Genomic DNA, 22,992 nt, shown 5'->3' on the forward strand with positions numbered 1-22,992 from the left:
CCAAGGCGTACGGCGGCGATCTGGTGGCACAGGCCGCGGCGGCGGCCATGCGGTCGGTGACCGACGGCAAGTCGCCGCACTCGATGCACAGCTACTTCCTGCGCCCCGCCGACATCGGCGCCGAGGTGCGCTACGAGGTGGAGGTGGTGCGCGACGGCCGCGGCTACAGCACCCGGCAGGTGCGCGGCTACCAGAACGGCAAGCCGCTGTACGTCTGCCTGGCCGGATTCGCCGCGGGCGAGGCCGGTGCGGCCTTCCACACCGACTTCGCCGAGGACGTGCCCGACCCGGAGAGCCTGCCGAGTTCGGCGGAGTACCTCGCCGAGCGCGGTGGCGGCTCCATGACCGAGGAGTCCAAGGCGTACTGGTCCGGCGGCCGCGGCTTCGACATGCGGCACATCCCCGGCCCGGTCTATCTCACCGTCGAGGGAGAGCGCCTTCCGCACCAGGCGGTCTGGCTTAGGCCCTTCGACCCGCTGCGCCCGGTCGACGGGCTGACCGACACCCAGCGGGACCTGGCCGCCCTGGCGTATGTGTGCGACTACACCATCCTCGAACCCGTGCTGCGGGTGCTCGGCCTGCCCTGGGCCAGGCCCGGGCTGGTCACCGCGAGCCTCGACCACGCGATGTGGTTCCACCGCCCGGGGCCGGTGGACGGCTGGCTGCTCTACGTCCAGGAAGCCGTCGCCGCCGACGCGGGCCGGGGCCTGGGCACGGGGCGCTTCTTCACGCGCGATCACCGCCACCTGGCCACCGTGGTCCAGGAGGGCCTGATCCGCCCCACCTGATCCGCCGCTCTCCCCGGCGGGCTCCCGGAAGGACTCTTCCGTGACTCTTCCGCTCCCCCTCTCGCCCTCGGCGCACCTCGACACCTTCACCCGCGACCAGCTGCCCCCCGCACATCTGTGGCCGGCCCTCGAGTTCACCACGCCGGAACTGCGCTACCCGGACCGGCTCAACGCGGCCACCGAGCTCATCGACACCCCCACCGCGCTGTTCGGGCCCGGCCGCCCCGCCCTGCGCACCCCGTCCGGCGAGGTGTGGACATACGGCGAACTGCGCATCCGCGCCCATCAGGTGGCTCAGGTGCTCACCGAGGACCTGGGCCTGGTGCCGGGACAGCGGGTCCTGCTGCGCTCGCCCAACAACCCCTGGACCGTGGCGGCCTGGCTCGGCGTCCTCAAGGCGGGTGGCGTGGTGGTGACCACGATGGCCGCCCTGCGCACCCGGGAACTCGGCCCCGTAGCCGAGCGCACACTGCCGTCGATCGCCCTGGTGGACCACCGGTTCACCGATGACGTCCGTACGGTCCGGGACACCGTGCTGCCCGGGCTGACGGTGGTGGAGTACGGCGGCAGCGGCCCGGAGGATCTGGTGGCCAGGGCCGCGGCCAAGTCCGGTGAGTTCACCAACGTGGACACCGCCGCCGACGATGTGGCGCTGCTCGGCCCCACCTCCGGGTCCACCGGCGCGCCCAAGATCACCATGCATTTCCACCGGGACATCCTGTCCATCGACAACACCTTCGGCCGCCACACCCTGGGCCTGGTCCCGGACGACCTGGTGGCCTGCACCGCGCCCCTGGCCTTCACCTTCGGCCTCGGCATGCTGGTCGTCTTCCCGCTGCGGGCCGGAGCCTGCGCCCTGCTCACGGAGTCCGCCACTCCCCCACAACTCGCGGAGCTCGTACGGCGGCACGGCGTCACCGCCCTGGCCACCGCGCCCACCGCCTACCGGGCGATCCTGCGCGAGGAGGCCGAGCAGCAACTCGCCGGGCTGCGCGTCGGCGTGTCCGCGGGCGAACACATACCCCGCGCCACCTGGCAGGAGCTGCGGACACGCATCGGTCTCAGGGTCGTCGACGGCATCGGCGCCACCGAGCTGCTGCACATCTTCATCTCCGCGGCCGGAGACGACATCCGGCCCGGCGCCACGGGCAAGGCGGTCCCCGGCTACCGCGCCACCATACTCGGCCCCGACGGCGCGGAACTCGGCCCCGGGGAGCCGGGCAGACTCGGGGTCATCGGCCCGGTCGGCTGCCGCTATCTGGGCGGCGAACGCCAGCGGGACTACGTCCTGGAGGGCTGGAACATCACCGGTGACATCTTCCACCGGGACGAGGACGGCTACTTCCACTACCACGCCCGCAGCGACAGCATGATCGTCTCCTCGGGATACAACATCGGCGGCCCCGAGGTGGAGGCCGCCATCGACACCCACCCGGATGTTCTCGAATCCGCCGTCGTGGCCCGCCCCGACGCCGAGCGCGGCTCGATCGTGTGCGCCTTCGTGGTGCTGCGGGACGGTGTGCCCGGCGACGCGGCCAAGGCGAAGGAGATCCAGGACCACGTCAAACAGGTCCTGGCGCCCTACAAGTACCCGCGCGAGGTGCGGTTCCAGCACGCCCTGCCGCGCAACACCAGCGGCAAACTGCAGCGTTTCAAGCTGCTGCGCACGGTCATCGAGGACGAGCCGGCCGCCGAGGCCGTCGCCGAGAGTTGAGAGGAACCCCCTTGAAGATCGCGATCATCGGCGGCGGTCCAGGCGGGCTGTACTTCGCGGCCCTGATGAAACAGCTCGACCCCGCCCACGAGATCACCGTCTGGGAACGCAACGCCCCCGACGACACCTTCGGCTTCGGCGTCGTCTTCTCCGACGAGACCCTCGGTGGCATCGAGAACGCCGACACCACCATCGCCCAGGGCATGGCCCGGCGCTTCGCCCGCTGGACCGACATCGACATCCACTACCAGGGCGAGAGCCACACCGTCGGCGGCCAGGGCTTCGCCGCCATGAGCCGCAAGGAACTGCTCCGCCTGCTCCAGGAGCGCTGCCGCGACCTCGGCGTCACCCTGCGCTTCTCCACCCCCGCCCCGGACGCCGATGGGCTGTGTGCGTCGTACGACCTGGTGGTGGGGGCCGATGGCGTCAACTCCCTCGTACGGGCCGCCCACGCGGAGGTCTTCCGCCCCTCCCTGGACCGTCGGCACAGCAAGTACATGTGGCTCGGCACGGACCGGGTCTTCGAGGCGTTCCAGTTCTTCGTCAAGCAGACGGAATGGGGCGTCGTACAGGTGCACGGCTACCCCTACTCCGCCACCGGCTCCACCTTCATCGTCGAGATGCACGAGGACGTCTGGCGGCGGGCGGGCTTCGACGCCACCGAAGGAGCCGACTTCGCACCGGGCGCCTCCGACGAGCATGCGGTGGCGCGCGTCCGCGAGCTCTTCGCCGACGAACTCGACGGCCACCAGGTGTTCGCCAACAACTCCAAGTGGCTGAACTTCACGACCGTACGCAACGAGCGCTGGCACCACGGCAACCTCGTGCTCATCGGAGACGCCGCGCACACCGCGCACTTCTCCATCGGCTCGGGCACCAAGCTGGCGATGGAGGACGCGCTCGCCCTCGCCGCCTGTCTGCATGAACACCCCGATGCCGAGGGGGCGCTCGCCGCCTACGAGGCCGAGCGGCGCCCGGTCGTGGAGTCCACCCAGCGGGCGGCGCAGGGCTCGCTGGAGTGGTTCGAGAACATCGGGATGTACGTCCACCAGGAGCCGACCCAGTTCTGCTTCAACCTGCTGACCCGCTCCCGCCGCATCACCTATGACAACCTGCGCACCCGCGACCCGGAGTTCGCCGACCGGGTCGATGTGGCCTTCGCCGCCGCGCAGGGCCTCGACGGCGTGGCACCGGCGATGTTCCAGCCGTACCGGCTGGGTGAGTTGGAGCTGAAGAACCGGGTGATCGTGTCCCCGATGGACATGTACTCCGCCGTCGAGGGCGTGCCCGGCGACTTCCACCTCGTCCACCTGGGCTCCAAGGCCATGGGCGGCGCCGGACTGGTGATGACCGAAATGGTGTGTGTCTCGCCCGAGGGCCGCATCACCCCCGGCTGCACCGGCCTGTGGAACGACGAGCAGGGCGATTCCTGGCGGCGGATCGTCTCCTTCGTCCACGAGCGGAGCACCGCCCGTATCGGCCTCCAGCTCGGCCACTCGGGCCGCAAGGGCTCCACCCGGCTGATGTGGGAGGGCATGGACGACCCGCTGCCGCAAGGCAACTGGGAGGTCGTCGGACCGTCCCCGCTGCCGTACGGCCCCGGCTCGGCCGTGCCGCGCGAGCTCACCCGCGCCGATATGGACCGGATCGCCGCGGACTTCGTGGCCGCCGCCCGCCGGGGCGCCGAGGCCGGGTTCGATCTGCTCGAACTGCACTGCGCGCACGGCTACTTGCTGTCCTCCTTCCTCTCCCCGATCGCCAACCGCCGCACCGACGCGTACGGCGGCCCGCTGGAGAACCGGCTGCGTTTCCCGCTGGAGGTCTTCGACGCCGTACGGGAAGTCTGGCCCGTGGAACGGCCGGTGATCGTGCGCATCTCCGCCACCGACTGGGTGCCGGACGGCAACACCGAGCATGACGCCGTCGAGATCGCCCGCGCGTTCATCGCCCACGGCGCGGACGCCATCGACGTCTCCTCCGGCCAGGTCACCAAGGACGAGCGCCCCGCCTTCGGCCGCTCCTACCAGACGCCGTTCGCCGACCGCATCCGCCACGAGGTGGCCGCCGCCACCGGGGCCGCGGTCATCGCGGTGGGCGCGATCGCCTCGTACGACGACGTCAACTCGCTGCTGCTGGCGGGCCGCGCCGATCTGTGCGCCGTGGGCCGCACCCATCTGTACGACCCCCACTGGACCCTGCACGCGGCGGCCGAGCAGGAGTACCGGGGCCCGGCCGCCGCATGGCCGGTGCAGTTCGGCGCGGGCGGCCGCAAGCCTCCGGCCGCGCGCACCGACGCCGTAAGGCCCCGGCTGTCACTGCACCGGCCCGACCCCGCCGACCAGGCCGTTCATCTGCGCTGGACCCCGACGCGTGCTCCGGCCCCCGTGCCCTGAGGGGGGTGGAAGGGGTGCCGGAACCGGGTGTCAGCCCGTCGCCGCCGCCCGGTATGGGCGGAAGAAGGCGCGCAGCTCCTCCGCGTAGAGCTCGGGCTCCTCGAACGGCGCGAAGTGTCCGCCGCGCGCGGGCTCGGTCAGCCGCACGAGGTTCGTCGTGCGCTCCAGCCACGCCCGCGGCGGGCGGACGACGTCGCCGCGGAAGAGCGAGAAGCCGGACGGCACCTCGACCCGGCGGGCGTGCTGCGCGAGCGGGATGGCGGCGTTGGCTCGGTACATGCGCATCGCGGAGCCGATCGTCCCCGTGAGCCAGTAGAGCGTGACATTGGTGAGGATCTCGTCCTTGGTGTAGCTCCGCTCGATGTCACCGTCGCAGTCGCTCCACGCCCGCAGCTTCTCGACGATCCACGCGGCGAGCCCGGCGGGTGAGTCGGTGAGCCCGAAGGCGGCGGTCTGGGGCTTCGTACTGTGCATGGCGGCGTAGGCGCCCTCGGCCGCGCTCCAGGCCGCGACCTCCTCGAACCAGGCGCGCTCCTCGGGCGTGAGGTCCGCCGGGTCGCCGGTGAAGCGGGGGAGGCCCCCGTCCGTGCGGTGCACGGCCACCACCCGGTCGGGGTGGTCGAGCGCGAGGTAGCGGCTCACATGGCTGCCGAGGTCCCCGCCCGCCGCGCCGAACCGCTCATAGCCGAGGACGTCCATCAGCTCGGCCCACAGCCCGGCGACGGCGATGGAGTCGAGCGGCTGGCCGGTGGGCCGGTCGGAGTACCCGTAGCCCGGAATGTCGGGCACGACCACGTCGAACGCGTCGGCGGGGTCGGCGCCGTGCGCACCGGGGTCGGTGAGGTGCGGGATGACCTTCGTATAGCGCCAGAACGAGTCCGGCCAGCCATGGCTGAGCACCAGCGGCAGAGCGGGTCCGGCCGGGGCGGCGGCCCGGATGTGGGCGAAGTGGATCCCGAGACCGCCGAGCCGGACACGGAACCGGGGCAGCCGGGCGAGCGCCGCCTCCTGCGCCGCCCAGTCGAACCCGTCCGCCCAGTAGGCGACGAGCTCACGGAGGTAGGCGAGGTCGGTCCCGAGCGCCCACCCGGCGTCCTCGGGCGCGTCCGGCCAGCGCGTCGCGCGCAGCCGCGCGCGGAGGTCCTCGAGGGCGGCGGGGTCGGTCCGCGGGGTGAAGGGCTCGGGTCGGGGCATGGCGTCCGGCATGCCACGTACCCTACAAGCCGCCCATGTCAGTCGTCTGGGATGCCGGCCAGCCGTACTCATCCGGAGCCGGGTCGCCGCGGGGCGATTCAGGTCGATTGGCGGCGGCGATACGCTTGCGTCTTCGCGCGGTTGCCGCACAGCTGGGGTGAACACCATTTGGCCCGGCCGGGGCGGGAGTTGTCGTAGAACACCCATTGGCAGTCGGGGGCCGGACACATCCTGAGCCGATGCCAGGTCCCGTTCACCGTGGCGGTCAGCGCGGACATGACGATGTGCGCGAGGGCGGTGTCCACGGGGTCGGCGGCGATGGTCAGGTGGGCGCCGTGACCGGCCGTCAGTGTGACGTGGAAGGAGTAGCCGACCGGGGCATCGCCGCCCTGGCCGTCACCCTCGGCGTCCTGGCGCAGCGCGGCACGCAGGGCCGTGCGCAGCTCGTGGGCTCTGGTCAGGTGGCCCTGATGGGCGGGTGCGCCGCGACTGACCGGCCCGGTCGGTCAGTCCGCCGGGCTCCAGGGCCGCGTCGACGGCCCGGGTGTCCGCGTCGTCATGGCCGGAGCCACCGCACGCGGTGAGCAGCAGGCGGGGGCGAGCAGGAACTCCGCGGTACGGCGGGCGGAGCGGAGCACGGGCAGCCTCGGCGGTCGGGACTCGTACGCGGAGCCTGGCCTACGGACGTCCTCCGCGCACCGGGCGCGGAGGTGCCGGCAGGTCTTCGGACTCGGACTCGTCCGGACGGGGCCGGACGGGGCCCCTTCCCGGTGCTCGTTCGCGACGGCCCCACGGCCGTCACGGACTCCTCCCAGTGGTGTCACATGCCCCGCCCGTCCCCCTCACCGCTGCCTCACCGCTGCGCGTCAGTTCCGGATTCGCACCGGATTCCCTGGCCTCGGATGTGGCACGACTGGCTCCCCGAGACCACCAACAGCGTCGAACGGCCACGTCTCACGGTCAGTTCGGCCGCCGGCGGGCCTGCTTCACCTCGCGGTCCACGGCCCAGGCGTCGCCGACCGGCCCGAGGTGGCCGAGCTTGTCGGGGTTGACCACCGTGCGAATCGTCTGGATCTGCCCGTCGAGCACATCGAGGACCAGGGTGTGGAGCACCTTGCCGTCCCGGTCGCGGAAGATCGCGCCGGGCTGGCCGTTGACCTCGCGCGGCTCCAACGACACATCGATCCGCAGCAGCCAGGGAAAGACATTGCCCAGCAACCGCGCCACGTTCTCCGCGCCCATGACGGCCCTGGCCAGCTGCGGGGCCTTGCCGCCACCGTCCCCGACCAGCCGCACATCGGCGGCCAGCAGCTTCCGCAGCCCGCCCACATCGCCGTCCTTCAGCGCGTCGAAGAACCGCGTGGCCAGCTCCTGCCGCTCCTGCCGGTCCGCCGCGAACCGCGGCCGCCCGGCCTGCATGTGGCGCCGCGCCCGCACCAGCAACTGCCGGCATGCCGCCTCCGACCGCCCCACCGCCGTGGCGATCTCGTCGAACCCGAAGGCGAACACCTCCCGCAGCACGAACACCGCCCGCTCCAGCGGGCTGAGCCGCTCCAGGAGCAGCAGCGCCGCCATCGACACCGAGTCGGCCAGTTCCACCGCCCGGGCCGGATCCTGATACGGATCGCTGAGCAGCGGCTCGGGGAACCACGGGCCCACGTACTCCTCCCGTCGCACCCGCGCGGAGCGCAGCACATCGATCGAGATGCGCGTCACCGTGGCCGACAGATACGCCTTGGCCGACGTGGGCCGGGTGGCCGAGCCGTCGAAGCGCAGCCAGGTTTCCTGCACCGCGTCCTCGGCCTCGCTCACACTGCCCAGGATCCGGTAGGCGATCGAGAACAGCAGCGGCCGCAGCTCCTCGAACTCCTCGACCTTGCTCACGCCGATTCCCCCCTGAACGACCGGCCGGACAGACTGGCGCCGATCAATGGAACTGCCCGACCTGGTAGTTGCCCGCCGGCTGCTGGGTGATGACGTTCAGCCGGTTCACCATGTTCATGAACGAGACCAGGATCACCAGGGCGGTGAGCTGCTCCTCGTCATAGTGCTTGGCGGCGTTCGCCCACACCTCGTCGCTGACGCCACCGGCCGCGTCCGCGACCCGGGTCCCCGCCTCCGCCAGCTCCAGCGCGGCACGCTCGGCGTCGGTGAAGACGGTGGCCTCCCGCCATGCCGCCACCAGGTTGAGCCGCACGGCGGTCTCACCGGCCGCGGCGGCTTCCTTGGTGTGCATGTCGAGGCAGACGGCGCAGCCGTTGATCTGGCTCACGCGCAGCGCCACCAGCTCCTGCGTGGCGGGCGGCAGCGGCGAGTCCTTGACCGCCCTCCCGGCCGCCATGACGGGCTTGAGGACCTTGCCCGCGGTCAGGCTGGCGGAGTAGTTCAGTCGCGCGTCCATGGTGTGCTCCTCCGTGGTTGTCAGTGGCTACACCCCTGAGACGAGGTGGCCCGACCCCCTGTGACATGGACACATGTGACCTGCGTCTCCCCGCCACCGGGCCCACTGGGCCAAACAGTTGTACGCTACGGCTCGGTCCGATCAACGGAATACAACGGGGAGACAGAGATCATCGTGAGCGAGCGCACCGGCAGAATACGTTCCCCTCGTGCCTACTCCGCCGTCTCGGGGGTGCTCACCGGGACAATCGCCCTGTACATCGCGCTTGTCGCCTTCGGTAACATCACCGACTTCGACACCAATCAGCAATTCGTCCGCCATGTTCTGGCGATGGACACCACATTCAAGGACGACGACCTGATGTGGCGGGCCATCAAGTCCACCGCGCTCCAGGACACCGCCTACGTCGCCATCATCGTCTGGGAGAGCATCGCCGCCCTCGTCCTCCTCGCCGCGACGGCCATGTGGGGCGCGGGATTGCGCGGAGGCAGCGTCCGCCGCGCTCGTCAGGCCAGCACCGTGGGGCTGTTGATGCTGATGGTGCTGTTCGGCGCCGGGTTCATCGCCATCGGCGGCGAATGGTTCGCCATGTGGCAGTCCAAGCAGTGGAACGGCCTGGAGGCCGCCACGCGTGTCTTCCTGATCTCCGGGATCGTGCTGCTGCTCATTCACCTGCTCGCGACCGAGCGGACCGAGACCGACTCCGCGGACTGACCGGGACTCCACGGACTGATCGAGCGGTCGGAAGCCGCCCCGCTCCCCCTCGGAAGTGACAACGGACTCGTCGTTGCCGCGGACTCTTGACAGTGACCTGAGTCACCTTTAACGTCCGCAGCAACGCTCCGTGAGAGCGCTCTCTCGACGGCCCCGCGTGACCACACCGCTGGGCTCTCTCCCGCTCTTTCGCTCTTCCCGTGTGCGCACGGAAAGGAGAGTCATGTCGCCTACACCTCCGCGCTTCCCGCCGTTACGGCGCGCCCTCGGCCGCTGGCGAGCTCCGGGTGTCGTCCTCGCCGCCGTCGGCCTCATCCTGTCCCTGCTGTCCACCGGCTCGGCCAGTGCGCGGGCCGAGTTCCGCGCCACCGACAAGGTCGCGTCGAGCCCGCGGAGCACCAAAGAACTGGTGCGCGTCGCGGAGTTCGTCGCCGAGTGCCCGTTCACCCATCGGCTGCCGGACGACCCGATCGTGTTCCCGGGGCTCCCCGGCGCCTCCCATATGCACAGCTTCTTCGGCAACGACTCGACCAACGCACACACCGATCTGGCCGCCCTGAAGAGGGGCCGGACCAGCTGCAGCCCGACCGCCGACCTGTCGTCGTACTGGACCCCCACCCTCTACGCCAACGGCAAGGAGGTCGAACCCACCGGCACCACCTTCTACTACCTCGGTGAAGGCGTGCGCGACGATGTGATCGCGACCATCAAGCCGCTCCCCGAGGGGCTGCGGATCGTGGCGGGCAACGCCAAGGCCACCGGGGTCGGCGACCCCACGTCCATCGCACGCTGGTCGTGCCTGCACCACGGAGAGGTCAACCCCTCCAAGGACTTCGTGAACTGCCCGTCCGACTCGATGCTGGAGTCCTACCTCGACTTCCCCCAGTGCTGGAACGGGAAGGATCTGGACTCCCCCGACCACAAGAGCCACATGGCGTACCCGGTCGGTGGCCAGTGCCCGGCGACCCACCCGGTGGCCGTGCCGAAACTGCGCCAGGTGCTCCGCTACCCGGTCAACGGCGACCCCGCGCGGCTCAAGCTGGCATCGGGCGCCGGATACACCATGCATGGTGACTTCTTCAACGCCTGGCCCGAGGACGAGATGGCCCGGCGGGTGCGTGACTGCATCAATGTGATCGTCAAGTGTGGCGCCGACGGCCGTCCCTGACCGGGAAGGAGAACGCACAGCCCGGCAGGACGGCCCCGCCCTGCCGGTGGGCGGAGCCCCGTGACGGGGGGCTCCGCCCACACCCACACCCACACCCACGAGTGACGAGGGGAGTCGGCATGACAGCGGCCACCGCCGTGCGGCGCGCGGCGTCCGTAGCGGTGCTGGTGGTGCTGCTCGCCGCGGGATGCGGCGAGGGCAGCGGGAAGCCGTCGGGCGAGGCGCCGTCCACGTCGGCGGCGCGGCACCCCGCCACGGGGGCCCCGAGCGGGCAGGCGACGTCGGGGACGTTCAACTCCAGCGACATCGGCTGGATCCAGCTGATGATCGCGATGGACGACCAGGTGGTGCTCCTGCTGGACCTGGTCCCGGGCCGCTCCTCCGACGCGGCGGTGGAGAAGTGGGCGAAACCGGTGGCCACCGCCTGTCGCGGCGAACTCGTCCGGCTGCGGAAGCTGCTCGCCCGGGCGGGCGTACCCGACACCAATCCCCACGAGGGGCACGACATGCCCGGCATGGTGACGGAGGACGAACTGCGCACCATCGAGCGGGCGAAGGGCACCGCCTTCGACGCGCTCTTCCTCGCGGCCATGCGCGAACACCTCGACCAGGCGGCGAAGATCGCCCACTCGGAGCGCTCGGCCGGCGCCGATCCGGCCACCAAGAAACTGGCCGCGAGCGTGGAGCGGACATCGCACACCTGGCGCGCCCGCCTCCCTTAGGGCCTCCCGGGCGGCGGTGGCCGCACCACGGGCCCCGCTACAGCGTGTTGGCGCCGGTCAGCTGGGGCGAGTACGCCAGGCACACGGGCGGCGGTGGCGGGTCGAGGCGGGTGTGTTCGGCCGCGCCGTGGACGATCCGTCCGCCGACCAGGGTGAGCACCGAGGTCCGGCGCGACGCGTAACGCATCACAGGCGACCCGCAGCGGCGGTTCGGGCCGGCCGCGGCGCGACGGCCATCAGGCGGGCGGCCCCACGGCAGCGGTTCAGGCGGGCGCCGGCGCCACGGCGGTCAGGCAGGCGGCAACGCGGCGGCGGCCGACCCGGCGAGATCGGTGGCCAGTTCGCAGGGCCGCCCCTTGCGGCCCGCCCCCTTGAGGACGAGGGCCACCCGCTCGGTGCCCTTCACCCGGTCCAGGCCGGTGTAGTCACGGTGCACCACCTCGACGCGGCAGCTCCCCGGGCCCTCGTCCTCCGGCAGCACGATGGCCTGGTGATCGCTGAGCTCGGTGGACCGGGCACCCTTGTCGCGCGGCAGATCGCCCTGGTCGAAGCGCAAGTCCACCTCGAACGCGCGGGTGGTGGACTTCCACTGGCACTCCCAGCGGCCGAACCCGACGTCCGGGTCCCGGGCGTCGATCCCGGGCACCTTCTCCAGCGCCTTGACGTCGAGCAACGTACACGCGTCCAGGTGCGCCAGCGAACTGGACGGAAAGTCCGGGGAACGCCGGGGGATCTCACCGCGGTTGAGCACCTTGACCGCGACTCCCGCGGCACGATCTGCGGTGTCGCACAGCGGCTCCTTGACCTCGTCGGGCTGTCTCGCGGCCGCGGTGACCCGGAGGCTGTTGTCGCGGGCGCCGGTCACCGCCACGGCCCGCTCGCACTCGTCGTCCTCGGCGGTGCGCTCCACGACGGTGACCCTGCCCTCGGTCTTCCTCGCCACGCCCTCCGGCAGCGAATCGGCGTCGAGCTCCACCCTGACGTCCACGACCTCCTCGCTCCGCTCCTTCAGGAGGACGTCGCACCGGTTGAAGTTGCCGTAGTCACGGTCGAGTCGGGCCTCGTCGTACCGATGGAACACGGTGGCGTTCAGCAGGGCGCACGGGTCGGCCGTGCGGGGGTCGCCGATGAAGCCCGCGGCGGCCGTTTTGTCCGGTGCCGGGGTGGCCTTGTCCCCGTCTTCGTCTCCCAGGCTCATCACGATGAACGGAACGGCGATGGCCAGTGCCGCGACGGCGGCGGCGCCTGCCAGAAGTAAGGGACGGCGCCGGACCAGCGTCGCCGTGCGGCGCTGCGGCCCTCCCGCCGGGACCTCGCCGCGCGTCAGGACGTCCGTGTAGGGCGTTGTCGACGGGATCATCGGGAGGGTTGGGAACTGGTCCGGGGGTCCCGCGATGTCCGTGAGGGCGCTGAGCGCCTCGGCGGCAGTGGGCCGGGCCCCGGGGTCGCGCTGGAGCATCGCGGTGAGGATGGATCCGAGCGGCCCGACCTGGGGGCTGATGGCCTCCATCCGGACCGCCCGCCCGGCGCCGCGCATCGGCGGGGTCCCGGTCACCAGCCAGTACATCGTGGCGCCGAGCGAGAACACATCGGACGCACGCTCGGGCGCTCCCCGGAACGCCTCGGGGGCGGCGAAGAACGGGGTGAGGCTGACCGGCCCGTTGGGCGTGATCGTCTCACTGCCGTCCACCCGGTACGCGGCGCCGAAGTCGGTCAGCTTGGCGACCCTGTCGGGGGTGATCACGATATTGCCGGGCTTGACGTCGCAGTGCACGATGCCCTTGTCGTGCAGGGCCGCCAGCGCGGCCGCGATCTGCGCCCCGATGTATGCCGCGAGTTCGGGGGCCATCTTCACCGGGACGTCCAGGCTGCCGCCGGTCACATGCTCCATCACCAGCCAGAACGTGGCGTTCCTGCCCTTGCCCGCGCGGACGGCGTCATAGAGGGTGACCACGTTCGGATGGCTGAACTTCGCCAGAGCGCGGGCTTCGGCCAGCAACTCGTCGAAGTCGGCCTGACTGTTGTCCTCGAGCAAGGCCCGCTTGAGGACGACGGACCGGCCCAGCTCCGTGTCGACGGCGAACCAGACCGCGCCTCTCCCTCCCTCGACGGGCCCCTTGGTGAGCCGGTACTTGCCGACCTTCTCCCCCCGCCGCACGACGACACTCCCCCCTACGAGACCGAACCGCTGCTGTCTGCCGTTAGCGCACGCGGATCGAACTTACTGCGTACGCGGAAAGACACGTACCGTTTGCGGCGTGCGTGAGGGCGGTACGGGGCTCGGCGCGCGCCGGAGGCGCGTGGGACCTGGCCGATTGAGAAGGGAATTCACCCACCACTCCAGAAATCTTCACCTTTGTGGAGGTTACGGTGTCGCGGGAGCACATGCGACGGGGGCAGGCGCCACGGTCACATGCCATCGGTGCGCGTTTGCGGGTCGCGTCGATGCCGGGCCTCCCCACGACGGGTGAGACCCGGCACTGACGGCACGCCCGGCACCGCACCGCCCTTCCGGCTAGGAGTGGGTGACCCTGAGGCCGGATATGTGGACCTCGCCGTAGTTGTCATCGTCGCAGGGGTCCGAGTTGTCGCAGTTGGCCTGGGTGTACGCCCCCGCCTTGAAGTAGTTGGTGTCGCCGTCGGAGGAGATCGTGGTCTCACGCTCCCCGTTGTAATAGGCGTCGATCTTCCCGTTCCGCGCCACGAACTTGGCCTCGAACTCGGTGCCCAGCTCATAGTCGTCGGTGACGAGGTGGTGGTGGGCGTCGTCGCCGTCGGTGATGTAGAGCTTGCTGCCTTCGAGACGGAAGACCGTGACATCGTCGTCCCCGCCGTGGATCTGGGCGCCGACGAGGTGCGGCTTCTCCTTGGGGAGCGCGGTGAACGCCTCCTTGACCACGAGGGTGTGGGTGCCCTCGCTGGTCGACCAACTGGCCTCCTCCTCCCCGTCATCGGTCATCTCCCGCAGCTCGGCGCGCGGGTAGTTGGAGCCGCCCGTCGTCACGCCGTTGACGGCGGACCGGAACTGGACCGCGTCGCAGTCCCCGGTGACCTGGAACCAGGGCCTGGCGGAGAAGGTGGCGAGATCGGGCTGTGTGATGTCGGTCGGGTCCTCGTCCTCGCCGGTGGGCAGGGTCAGCTTCCAGTTGGTCAGGTCGAGGACGTCGGCGGGGTACTCGCACTGGGCGGCCGGGGTGTGGTGGCGGGCGGGAATGTCGGCCTGCGCCGGCAGCGCGAGGGCGGCCGTCGAGGCGGCCACGGTGATGCCCGCGAGGACGACGATGCGCATGCACCTCATGGGGGTGATCCTTCCTGTTCGTTCGGCGACAGGCATGATTCGCCGCCGTTTCCGGGACGGGTCCCGGAAACGGGCGGTCACCGCGGAGCGGCTCGGGCTACGCCTCCGGCGCGGGATCGGGCCAGAGGGCGTCGTCCTCGATGAGGTCCAGATCGGGCGGCACGAGCGTCGTGGACTCCACCAGCCCCTTGAGCAGGTTGTGCAGCAGCCCGTTGTCGGCGGGGCGGCCCTGCGACTTGTCGTGCATCACCGGGTATCTGAAGCCGGTGCTGTGCAGACGGCGGCGTACGGCCTCGACCCGGTACTCGATCTTGCGCTCGTTCCAGCCCGCGCCCGGGCGGAGGTACGTGAGCTGCTTGGCCGCCGTGGCGTACGTCAAGGGGCGCGGATCCTCCTCGTACAGCAGATACCGCTGGCCGAGGACGACCAGCAGCAGCCGTTCGTCGTCGTCGAGCGGCCAGATCTCCGGCCGAAGCGTCTCGGCGCGCCGCCGCGACACCGGCCCCTGGTCGTCGTGGCCCGCCACATACAGCTCGACCAGGTGCTCACGGTAGCCGGAGCCCTTGACGAAGAGCGGGGTGTAACCGGTGTCGAGCGGGATCGGCTCGGTGCTGAGGTGCATCATCGTGCCGCGGGGCAGCCGGACGAGCTGCCGCCCGGTGTTACGCAGCCACCACTGCCCCTGGCGATACGTCAGCTCGCCGTGGCGCCGGCTCACCCGGAGGTCGTCCACGCCGACACCCAGATCCACATCCGGCTTCTCGCCCCGCCCGAAGCGGACCGTCAGCCCCGGCCGGGGCGGGGCGCTGAGGTCGCCGGTCACCGTGCGGGCGTGCAGCATGCCGGGCGTGCTGGGCGCGACTCCGCGCGCGAGGCTGGCGGAGAGGGGCATCGGCGGTCTCCTCGGTTCGGGCGATTCTCGACACGCGCGCGGACACGCACACCCACCAGGGTCCGTGCCCTCCCCCGGGACCCGTCCCGAGGCAGCCCGACGCACGGGAGGATGCCCCGTCGCACCGGCTCATCGGCCTGTGCGCGGTTACGACGGCACGCTCGCTCCCAGGCGTTGTGCCATCGCCTTCGCGCCGCCCAGGACCAGCTCGACGTAGTGTTCCTTCTCCGCGTCGCCCCATCGCGGGGTGGGCACCGAGATGCTCATGGCTGCCACGCAGTTGCCGAGGCGGTCGTACACGGGGGCGGCGACGCAGGCCGCGTGGTCGTTGGACTCGCAGAACTCCTCGGTCCAGCCGCGCTCGCGGGCCGTCTCGATTTCGGACAGCAGCCGCTTGCGTGTGGAGATGCTGTTGGAGGTCATCTGCTTCAGCGACTTGTCGTTCGGGAACAGCTCATCGAGCTCCCGGGCCGAGAGGGCGCTCAGCAGGGCCTTTCCGCCCGCGGTGCAGGAGGCGGGCAGGCGGCTTCCCACCTGGGAGACCAGCCGGACCGAGTACTTGCTGTCGATGCGCACGATGAACACCGCGAATCCGCCGTCGCGCACGACGACCTGGACCGTTTCGCCGCATGCCCGCGCCACCTCACCGGCGCACTCCCGGCCCACGGTGGCGAGGTCGAGCCCGCGTTCGTAGCCGGCACCGAGACGCAGGGCGCTGAGCCCCATCGCGACGCGTCCGGTCTCCTTGGAGATCGTCACATAGCCGCGGTCGGCCAGTGTGTTGACGAGTTCGTGCGTGGTGGCACGGGGCAGGCCGAGGTGTTGGGTGATCTCCGGAACCCGTAGCCCCTCATCCTGGTCGATGAGCAGTTCCAGGATGTCCAGGCCCCGGCGAAGGGCCGGAGCGGTGAGACGCGCCACGATGGCCTCCCAGCACACGTTTCAGCGGAACACGTTTCCGCAGACGGTGTCCAAAATATCAGACGTTCCGGGTCCGGTCTCCGGTCGGTGGGTCAGTCGTTCACGGGTGGATCCGCCGGCGGTCCCGGCTCGGGCAGTGGTTCGGTGTTGCGGCTGCTGAGGCCGTCGAGGGAGATGCGCAGGAGGCGGCGCCACTGACCGGGGTGGCTGTTGTCGGACGCCTGGATGGTCTGACTCAGGGAGGCACTGAGCAGGACGAGGTCGGCGGTGGTGACACCGTCGCGCAGGAGTCCGGCGTCCACACAGCGGGTGCGCAGTTCGTCGATGAAGGCGTCGCGGTGCTGGGCGCATACGCGCGAGGGAGCGCCGGTTGCGGTGTAGGTCTCGACGAGGGCGCGGTTGCGGGCCTGGTGGGTAAGGGTCTGCTCGAAGAAGCCGGTCAGGGCTTCCCAGGGGTCTTCGGTCGCGGCCGCCGCCTGGTGGGCGGCGGTGAGCCAGGAGGTGAATTCCCGCTCCAGGACGGTGACGAGCAGATCGTCCTTGGCCGGGAAGTGGCGGTACAGCGTACCCATGCCGACGCCGCTGCGCCGGGCGATCTCGCGGACGTCGACGGCGCACCCCTGCTCGGCGAAGACCGCACCGGCCGCCTCGATGATCGCGGCGCGGTTGCGTTCGGCGTCCGCGCGGCGGGCGCGCCTGACGGGGGGCTGCGTGGAGGTGGACTGGTCGGCGCTGGTCACGGCATTCAGCGTACAGGCGGCTTTACGGAGCACTCGCTCCGGATGTTGCGGAGCAGGTGCTCCGGTTTATGTTACCTTCAAGAGGAGCGACCGCTCCGGTTCAGCGCCGTGAGAGGCCCCGACCTCCGCGCGCCCGTTCCCGCCCGGGCCCGGCTCCGAGACCTGAGACAGAAGCGCCCGCGGACCACGGGTCCGTCAGATGAGGAGACCTCTTACATGGCAACGCTCGGCTTCATCGGCAGCGGCAACATCGGCACGAAACTCGCCCGGCTCGCGATCGCGGCGGGTATCGACGTCGTCCTGTCCAATTCCCGCGGGCCCGAGAGCCTGGCCCGGACGGTCGCCGAACTCGGGGAGCGCGCCCGGGCCGCGACGCCCGAGGAGGCGGCCCGGGCGGGCGACTGGGTGGTGGTGAGCATCCCACTGGCGGCCTACCGCCGGCTTCCGGCCGCCGCACTGGCGGGCAAGGTCGTGCTCGACACGATCAACTACTACCCGTTCCGCGACGGGGATTTCGAGGAGCTCGACTCGGGCGAGACCACTACGAGCGAGCTCGTCCAGCAGCACCTGACCGGCGCGAAGCTCGTCAAGGCGTTCAACAACATCAGCGACGGGCACATCCAGGCACTCGCCCGTCCCACGGGAGCCGCCGACCGCACCGCCCTGCCCATCGCCGGTGACGACTCGGAAGGGAAGGCGAGCGCCGCCGCCCTGATCGACCGGCTGGGCTTCGACACCGTCGACGCGGGCCCCCTGGCCGAGAGCTGGCGCTTCGAGCCGGGAACCGCCGCCTATGCGGTGCCCTACTACGCCGACCCCGACGGGCGGAAGGCCGCCATGGCCAAGATGGCCGAGGAGATCAGGTCCGGGGGCCAGTTCCAGACCCGACTCCCCGCGGACCCGGGCGTCGCGCTGTCCGCGGACCGGCTGCGCGCCCTGCTGGCCGAGACGCCCCGCGTCCTCACGGCGGACCGTGTGATGCGCTGACGCCCCTCACACACAGGGGCTGGGGCCACATACGTCCTGGCCCCAGCCCCTCGCGGTCAGTTGACGTCGAGGGCGATCCGGCCCAGCCCACCGAGGTCGGCCACCAGGTGATCGCCCCCGCTGATCGCCGTCGGGGCGCACAGGGTGCCGCTCAGGACGATGTCCCCGGCTTCCAGTCGCCTTCCACCGCGCAGCAGATGCCGGGCGAGCCATGCCACCGCTTCGGCGGGGTCGCCCATGACGGCGGCCGCGCTCCCCGGCACCGTGCGGGAGCCGATCGTCAGCGTGGCGGCGATCTTCGACAGATCCACGCACGCAGGCGCGACCGAGGGCCCCACCATCGCGCGAGCGGCGTTGGTGTTGTCGGCGACGAGCATGGGGAGCGTCCGCGCGCCGCCGCGCCACCGGCTGTCGACGATCTCGAAGGCCGGTGCCACGGCGGCGGTGGCGTCGCGGACGTCCCTAGCGGTCACCCGCGGGCCGGGCAGCGCCTCGCTGAGGGTGAACGCGACCTCCACTTCCGCCAGCGGGGCGAACAGCCCGGCCGTGGCGAGGGGCTCGCCGTCCTCGAGCAGCCTGCTCGCGAGCAGGTAGCCGGCGGCGGGCTCATCGGCACCGAAAGTCTCCCGCGCGGGCTGTGCCGTGAGGCCGACCTTGTAGCCGATCGCCCGCTCACCGGCCGCGATCGCCAGGTCGTGGGTGGCGCCCTGGACGGCATAGGCCATCTCGAGGCCATCGAGCCGATCGGCCACGGCCGAGTCGACCGCGGCGGAGTCGACCGCCGCGGAGTCGACCGCCGCGGAGTCAACGGCGGCGGCTCCGTAGCCCGCCCGCCACAGCCGTCGGCCCAGTTCCGCGACCAGTTCCTTGTTCATCGATCTCCCCTACCACCGGGTCCGTTCGTGAGCCGATCCGCACTCACAGCTTAGGACCGGGAACGATCACCGCACGGCCGGTGGCCCCCTGCGCCAGCGCCGCGTACGCCTCGTTGACCGCCGACAGCTCGTACCGTTCACCGAGCAGCTTGTCGAGCGGCAGTCGGCCGGTCTTGAAGAGCTCGACCAGCTTGGGGATGTCGACAGGTGTGTTGGCCGAGCCGTAGAGACTGCCGATCAGCCGCTTCTCCTGCTGCACCAGGGGGTTGACGGGCACAGCCGCGGTGGCGCCCACCTTGCCGAGGCCGACGGCGACGGCGGTCCCGCCGGTGCCCACGACCTCGACCGCCTGGGCGAGTGTCCGGGGCCTGCCGACCGCGTCCAGCGACCAGGCCATCGGACGTGGCGAGATCCTGGTGAGCTCTTCGACGAGGCTGTGCGTGCGGACGTTGACCGCATGGGTGGCGCCCAGCTCAAGTGCCTTCTCCAGCTTGGCGTCCACCGTGTCGACGGCGACGATCGGATCGGCGCCGACAAGGCGCAGTCCCATCACCGCACTCAGCCCGACGCCACCGGCACCGATGACCACGACGCCCTCTCCGGTGGCGTCCTTCATGACGTTCAGCGCCGCACCGGCCCCGGTCACCACGGCACACCCGGTGATCGCCGCGATCTCCGGCGGAACGTCCGGATCGATCCTGAGGACCGACCGCTCGGACACGACGCATTGCTCGGCGAAGCAGGAGACCCCCATGAGGTGGTGCAGCTTCTCGCCGTTCAGGTTCAGCCGTGACGTCCCGTCGAGCAGACCGCCGGAGGCCGCCTGCACCCGGCCCAGCGAGCACAGGGCGGGGCGGCCGGTGGTGCAGAACTCGCAGTCGCCGCACCGCGGGCGCCACAACGTGATGACGGTGTCGCCGGGGCGGACCCGGGTCACCCCCTCCCCCACCCGCTCCACGACGCCCGTCCCCTCGTGCCCGAGCACCGCGGGCAGGCGGACGTTGAGGTCGCCGTTCATGTAGTGCAGATCGCTGTGGCACACCCCGGCGGCGAGCACGCGGAGGGTGACCTCGCCCGGTCCGGGGGCGTCGAGCTCGACGTCCTCGACGGTCAACGGCGCACCGGGCCGGTGCAGTACTGCTGCCTTCATGGAGCCACGCCTCACTCTGTCACCGCGTACGAAACTTCAGACGTTGTCTTACGGGTTGAGTATGTGAGCCCGTCTCGGTGGCCGTCAAGCACGTTGACGGGGACGCCGACGCATGCAACCGTGTCTTGAGAGTGAGATTACGTCTCATATTTAAGACACAATGAGGGAGCACGCCTGATGACCGATGCGACAAACGCGCAGGTGCTGGCGCGGAAACTCGATGCCGCCGCGGGCGCGTTCGAGCAGTGGAGCCGCCTCCAGCCGGCCGACCGCGCCCCGTTTCTCGAGGCCATCGCGTCCGCGCTCGAGGAGGCCGCGCCGAAGCTCGTGGCCATCGCGGACGAGGAGACGTCCCTCGGGGAGACCCGGCTGCGCAACGAGATGGTCCGCACGGTGTTCCAGCTGCGGCTCTTCGCCGAGATGGTGACGCGGGGCGAATACCTCGGGGCGACGATCGACCGTGCCGACCCCGCGTGGCCGATGGGCCCGCGGCCCGATCTGCGCCGGGTGCTCGAACCGCTCGGCCCGGTCCTCGTCTTCTCCGCGAGCAACTTCCCGTTCGCGTTCAGCGTGGCGGGCGGTGACACCGCCTCGGCGCTCGCGGCGGGCTGCCCGGTCGTGGTCAAGGCCCACTCCGGCCACCCCAGGCTCTCGGCCGCCACGGCGGAGGTGGTGCACCAGGCGCTACGGTCCACCGGCGCGCCCGAGGGGCTCTTCGACGTGGTCTTCGGGACGGAGGCGGGCCGGGCCGCGATCGTGGACCCGCGGGTGAAGGCGGGCGCGTTCACCGGATCGACCGAGGCGGGCCGGGCGCTCTTCGACCTCGCAAGCGGCCGTCCGGAGCCCATCCCGTTCTTCGGTGAACTCGGCAGCGTCAACCCGGTGTTCGTGACGGAGGCCGCCGCCGAGCGGCGCGGTCCCGCGATCGTCTCGGAGTTCGTCGGGTCGTTCACCCTCGGCGCCGGGCAGTTCTGCACCAAGCCCGGCATCCTGCTGGTCCCGGCCTCGGCCAAGCTGGTGGACGAGCTTCCCGGCGCGGTCCCGGGCACGCCGCTCACGTTGCTCAACGAGCGCATCCGGACCTCCTATGCGAGTACGCTGCGGGAGTTGCGCGACACGGCCGGGGTGCGCGTCCTGGTGAGTGGCGACCACGACGGTGCCGATCCGTCCCCGACGGTGCTGTGCACGACCTCGGCCGAGCTGCTCCGCGACCCGGAAGCGCTCATCCGGGAGGTGTTCGGGCCGACCGCGCTGGTGGTCGAGTACGCGGAGGAGAGCGAACTGCTCGAGGTGGCGAAGGCCATCGACGGACAGCTCACCGCGTCCATCCAGGGCGAGGACGACGACACCATCGCCGCGGAGTTGATCAGGCTGCTGGCCGCCAAGGCCGGACGTGTGCTGTGGAACCAGTGGCCCACGGGTGTGTCGGTCACCTACGCGCAGCAGCACGGCGGCCCGTACCCGGCCACCACGGCACCGGCCACGACCTCGGTGGGGACCGAGGCCATCTACCGCTTCCTGCGGCCGGTCGCGTATCAGGGCGTGCCGCAGCACCTGCTGCCGCCCGCACTGCGCGACGCGAATCCGCTGAGCATTCCCCAGCGGGTCTCCTGAGCCTGAGATCGGTCCAGAGGGCCCGCCTCCCCCGGCGGGCCCTCTCCCGTTCCCATACCGCTCACGGCATACGGCCGCTCACCTCATACGACCGCTCACGGCATCCGCACGTGATGCCGCGCGATGGCGTCGCTCGCCTTCAGCCCGAGCAGTTGCAGACTGCGTGAGTACTCCTCGCGCAGGATCGTGACGGCGCGTTCCACGCCCCGCTCGCCACCGGCCATCAGGCCGTACAGATAGGCGCGGCCGATCATGACCGCGTCCGCCCCGAGCGCCCGCGCGGCGAGGATGTCCTGGCCATGGGTGACGCCGCTGTCGAGGATCACCGTGGCGTCGGGGCCGAGCTCCTCGCGTATCTCGGGCAGCACCGTGAGGGTGGCCGGGGTGCGGTCGAGCTGCCGTCCGCCGTGGTTGGACACGACCACACCGTCCGCGCCCGTCTCGACGGCACGGCGCGCGTCGCGCGGGCTCAGGACCCCCTTGACCAGCAGCCGATGCGGCCAGTTGGCGCGCAGCCACGCCAGATGGCCGTAGTTCAGCGTCGGTTCGAAGACGACGTCGGCCACCCGTACGGCATCGATCACATCCGTCTCGCCGGTCATGCCGCGCAGCGACGCGAACGCGATCGGTGCCGTGGTCAGCTTGTTGAGCACCCAGGACGGGTAGCGGGCCATGCCGAACAGCGTGCGCAGGGTGAGCGACGGCGGGATCGTCAGGCCGTTGCGCATGTCCTTGGGGTGGCGGCCCGCCACGGGTGTGTCCACGGTGAGGACCACGGTGGTGAACCCGGCCGCGAGCGCGCGGTCGAGGAGTTCCGCGTTGAGGCGCTCGTTACGGGTCAGGTAGAGCTGGAACCAGTGCTCGCCGCCGGGAGCCGCCGCGGCGACGTCCTCGACGGTCGAGGTGCCCACGGTGGACAGCGTGTACGGCAGGCCGTGGCGGGCGGCCACGCGCGCGACCGCCGCCTCGCCCTCGTGGTGCATCATCCGGGTGTACCCGGTCGGCGCGAAGATCAGCGGCATCGCGATCTCCCGGTCGAACACCCGCGTGGACAGGTCCGGATGGTCGACCGGCGACAGATACTCCGGCACGAGTTCGACCGCCGCGAAGGCCGCCCTGTTCCGCCGCGCGGTCAGCTCCGCGTCGGCCGCGCCGTCCACGTAGTCGAACACCGCGCGCGGTGTCGTACGCACCGCCACCTTACGGAGATCGCGGATGCTCAGCGCGGCCCCGAGCCGCCGCTCGACCGGGTTGAGGGTCGGCCGGCGTACTCGCAGAACCTCGCGGAGCTCGGACCACCGGGGTCGCTGCCGCGCCACGCGAGGCCGCTTCGGGGCTGCGGACGGCACTGGGGGCTGGGTGACGGTCACGGTCATGCCTCTCGATGTGCGGGTGTCAATGGCCGTTCGACCAGTGACGAG

21 protein-coding genes and 1 riboswitch are annotated in these 22,992 nt (G+C 71.1%); of the genes, 8 read left to right on the forward strand and 13 right to left on the reverse strand.

All coding sequences use genetic code 11. The features are described from left to right. From GWI24_RS09825 to GWI24_RS09835, 3 genes are all read left to right on the forward strand, one after another. Window positions 1-788 (forward strand): acyl-CoA thioesterase II (locus GWI24_RS09825; protein ID WP_210945507.1); only part of this gene is annotated, 788 nt, incomplete at its 5' end. Between the two features lie 40 nt (window positions 789-828). After that, window positions 829-2,502 (forward strand): AMP-binding protein, encoded by a 1,674-nt coding sequence (locus GWI24_RS09830; protein WP_210945508.1) that lies wholly within the window; start codon window positions 829-831, stop codon window positions 2,500-2,502. An 11-nt stretch (window positions 2,503-2,513) separates the two neighbouring features. Further along, window positions 2,514-4,895 carry a bifunctional salicylyl-CoA 5-hydroxylase/oxidoreductase gene (locus tag GWI24_RS09835; RefSeq protein WP_210945509.1) on the forward strand — a complete coding sequence of 794 codons (2,382 nt, stop codon included), beginning with the start codon at window positions 2,514-2,516 and terminating at the stop codon, window positions 4,893-4,895. Window positions 4,896-4,925: 30 nt separating this feature from the next. Here GWI24_RS09835 and GWI24_RS09840 read toward each other — a convergent pair whose 3' ends face one another. From GWI24_RS09840 to GWI24_RS09855, 4 genes are all read right to left on the reverse strand, one after another. Further along, entirely contained in the window at window positions 4,926-6,101 is a 1,176-nt protein-coding gene (locus tag GWI24_RS09840) for an epoxide hydrolase family protein (RefSeq protein WP_210945510.1), read from the reverse strand. A gap of 86 nt (window positions 6,102-6,187) precedes the next feature. Then, window positions 6,188-6,394: a CGNR zinc finger domain-containing protein gene (locus GWI24_RS46490; protein ID WP_308343597.1), complete on the reverse strand. Its 207-nt coding sequence runs from the start codon at window positions 6,392-6,394 to the stop codon at window positions 6,188-6,190. A 392-nt stretch (window positions 6,395-6,786) separates the two neighbouring features. After that, window positions 6,787-7,022: riboswitch (cobalamin riboswitch) on the reverse strand. 27 nt (window positions 7,023-7,049) lie between these two features. Continuing rightward, window positions 7,050-7,973, reverse strand: a complete 924-nt coding sequence (locus tag GWI24_RS09850) for an RNA polymerase sigma-70 factor (RefSeq protein ID WP_210945511.1) — start codon at window positions 7,971-7,973, stop codon at window positions 7,050-7,052. A gap of 43 nt (window positions 7,974-8,016) precedes the next feature. Next, on the reverse strand, window positions 8,017-8,490 hold the full coding sequence (locus GWI24_RS09855) for a carboxymuconolactone decarboxylase family protein (protein ID WP_210945512.1): 474 nt from the start codon (window positions 8,488-8,490) through the stop codon (window positions 8,017-8,019). Between the two features lie 174 nt (window positions 8,491-8,664). Here GWI24_RS09855 and GWI24_RS09860 point away from each other — a divergent pair, with 174 nt between their 5' ends. From GWI24_RS09860 to GWI24_RS09870, 3 genes are all read left to right on the forward strand, one after another. Next, window positions 8,665-9,204, forward strand: coding sequence for a DUF2165 domain-containing protein (locus tag GWI24_RS09860; RefSeq protein ID WP_308343598.1), 540 nt, complete (start codon window positions 8,665-8,667; stop codon window positions 9,202-9,204). A 223-nt stretch (window positions 9,205-9,427) separates the two neighbouring features. Further along, the gene (locus GWI24_RS09865; RefSeq protein ID WP_210945513.1) at window positions 9,428-10,372 is read left to right on the forward strand and encodes a DUF1996 domain-containing protein; all 945 of its coding nucleotides are present in this window, start codon (window positions 9,428-9,430) and stop codon (window positions 10,370-10,372) included. Window positions 10,373-10,491: 119 nt separating this feature from the next. Continuing rightward, window positions 10,492-11,094 (forward strand): DUF305 domain-containing protein, encoded by a 603-nt coding sequence (locus GWI24_RS09870; protein WP_210945514.1) that lies wholly within the window; start codon window positions 10,492-10,494, stop codon window positions 11,092-11,094. Between the two features lie 37 nt (window positions 11,095-11,131). Here GWI24_RS09870 and GWI24_RS09875 read toward each other — a convergent pair whose 3' ends face one another. The 6 genes from GWI24_RS09875 to GWI24_RS09900 form a co-directional block, all read right to left on the reverse strand. Then, a complete protein-coding gene (locus GWI24_RS09875; protein ID WP_210945515.1) occupies window positions 11,132-11,281 on the reverse strand; it encodes a hypothetical protein in 150 nt (49 codons plus the stop codon). Window positions 11,282-11,383: 102 nt separating this feature from the next. Beyond that, window positions 11,384-13,252 carry a serine/threonine-protein kinase gene (locus tag GWI24_RS09880; protein ID WP_210945516.1) on the reverse strand — a complete coding sequence of 623 codons (1,869 nt, stop codon included), beginning with the start codon at window positions 13,250-13,252 and terminating at the stop codon, window positions 11,384-11,386. Window positions 13,253-13,609: 357 nt separating this feature from the next. Beyond that, the gene (locus GWI24_RS09885) at window positions 13,610-14,392 is read right to left on the reverse strand and encodes a polysaccharide lyase family 7 protein (protein WP_247616132.1); all 783 of its coding nucleotides are present in this window, start codon (window positions 14,390-14,392) and stop codon (window positions 13,610-13,612) included. 97 nt (window positions 14,393-14,489) lie between these two features. Continuing rightward, window positions 14,490-15,284, reverse strand: a complete 795-nt coding sequence (locus GWI24_RS09890; protein ID WP_210945517.1) for an FHA domain-containing protein — start codon at window positions 15,282-15,284, stop codon at window positions 14,490-14,492. Between the two features lie 147 nt (window positions 15,285-15,431). Then, window positions 15,432-16,205 (reverse strand): IclR family transcriptional regulator, encoded by a 774-nt coding sequence (locus GWI24_RS09895; protein ID WP_210945518.1) that lies wholly within the window; start codon window positions 16,203-16,205, stop codon window positions 15,432-15,434. 92 nt (window positions 16,206-16,297) lie between these two features. Next, window positions 16,298-16,945 carry a TetR/AcrR family transcriptional regulator gene (locus GWI24_RS09900; RefSeq protein WP_210945519.1) on the reverse strand — a complete coding sequence of 216 codons (648 nt, stop codon included), beginning with the start codon at window positions 16,943-16,945 and terminating at the stop codon, window positions 16,298-16,300. A 216-nt stretch (window positions 16,946-17,161) separates the two neighbouring features. Between GWI24_RS09900 and GWI24_RS09905 the strand changes: the two genes are divergently transcribed. Beyond that, a complete protein-coding gene (locus tag GWI24_RS09905; protein ID WP_210945520.1) occupies window positions 17,162-17,932 on the forward strand; it encodes an NADPH-dependent F420 reductase in 771 nt (256 codons plus the stop codon). 56 nt (window positions 17,933-17,988) lie between these two features. On the opposite strand, the gene GWI24_RS09910 is transcribed toward GWI24_RS09905, so the two are convergent. After that, window positions 17,989-18,807, reverse strand: a complete 819-nt coding sequence (locus GWI24_RS09910; protein WP_210945521.1) for a 2-keto-4-pentenoate hydratase — start codon at window positions 18,805-18,807, stop codon at window positions 17,989-17,991. Between the two features lie 43 nt (window positions 18,808-18,850). Beyond that, on the reverse strand, window positions 18,851-19,957 hold the full coding sequence (locus tag GWI24_RS09915) for an alcohol dehydrogenase catalytic domain-containing protein (protein WP_210945522.1): 1,107 nt from the start codon (window positions 19,955-19,957) through the stop codon (window positions 18,851-18,853). A 177-nt stretch (window positions 19,958-20,134) separates the two neighbouring features. On the opposite strand from GWI24_RS09915, the gene GWI24_RS09920 reads away from it, so the two are divergent. Next, a complete protein-coding gene (locus tag GWI24_RS09920; protein WP_210945523.1) occupies window positions 20,135-21,571 on the forward strand; it encodes an aldehyde dehydrogenase (NADP(+)) in 1,437 nt (478 codons plus the stop codon). Between the two features lie 95 nt (window positions 21,572-21,666). On the opposite strand, the gene GWI24_RS09925 is transcribed toward GWI24_RS09920, so the two are convergent. Continuing rightward, on the reverse strand, window positions 21,667-22,890 hold the full coding sequence (locus tag GWI24_RS09925) for an alpha-hydroxy acid oxidase (protein ID WP_308343599.1): 1,224 nt from the start codon (window positions 22,888-22,890) through the stop codon (window positions 21,667-21,669). Between the last annotated feature and the right edge of the window lie 102 nt (window positions 22,891-22,992).

The organism is Streptomyces sp. MK37H, from assembly GCF_018035285.1.
In the GTDB taxonomy this organism is placed as follows: Bacteria; Actinomycetota; Actinomycetes; order Streptomycetales; family Streptomycetaceae; genus Streptomyces; species Streptomyces endocoffeicus.

Bases quoted from the DNA above. Each gene is read 5' to 3' on its own strand.
- GWI24_RS09840 (WP_210945510.1), bottom strand. From the start codon at position 6,101: ATGCCGGACGCCATGCCCCGACCCGAGCCCTTCACCCCGCGGACCGAC.
- GWI24_RS09855 (WP_210945512.1), bottom strand. From the start codon at position 8,490: ATGGACGCGCGACTGAACTACTCCGCCAGCCTGACCGCGGGCAAGGTC.
- GWI24_RS09865 (WP_210945513.1), top strand. From the start codon at position 9,428: ATGTCGCCTACACCTCCGCGCTTCCCGCCGTTACGGCGCGCCCTCGGC.
- GWI24_RS09870 (WP_210945514.1), top strand. From the start codon at position 10,492: ATGACAGCGGCCACCGCCGTGCGGCGCGCGGCGTCCGTAGCGGTGCTG.
- GWI24_RS09875 (WP_210945515.1), bottom strand. From the start codon at position 11,281: ATGCGTTACGCGTCGCGCCGGACCTCGGTGCTCACCCTGGTCGGCGGA.
- GWI24_RS09885 (WP_247616132.1), bottom strand. From the start codon at position 14,392: ATGAGGTGCATGCGCATCGTCGTCCTCGCGGGCATCACCGTGGCCGCC.
- GWI24_RS09890 (WP_210945517.1), bottom strand. From the start codon at position 15,284: ATGCCCCTCTCCGCCAGCCTCGCGCGCGGAGTCGCGCCCAGCACGCCC.
- GWI24_RS09905 (WP_210945520.1), top strand. From the start codon at position 17,162: ATGGCAACGCTCGGCTTCATCGGCAGCGGCAACATCGGCACGAAACTC.
- GWI24_RS09910 (WP_210945521.1), bottom strand. From the start codon at position 18,807: ATGAACAAGGAACTGGTCGCGGAACTGGGCCGACGGCTGTGGCGGGCG.
- GWI24_RS09915 (WP_210945522.1), bottom strand. From the start codon at position 19,957: ATGAAGGCAGCAGTACTGCACCGGCCCGGTGCGCCGTTGACCGTCGAG.
- GWI24_RS09920 (WP_210945523.1), top strand. From the start codon at position 20,135: ATGACCGATGCGACAAACGCGCAGGTGCTGGCGCGGAAACTCGATGCC.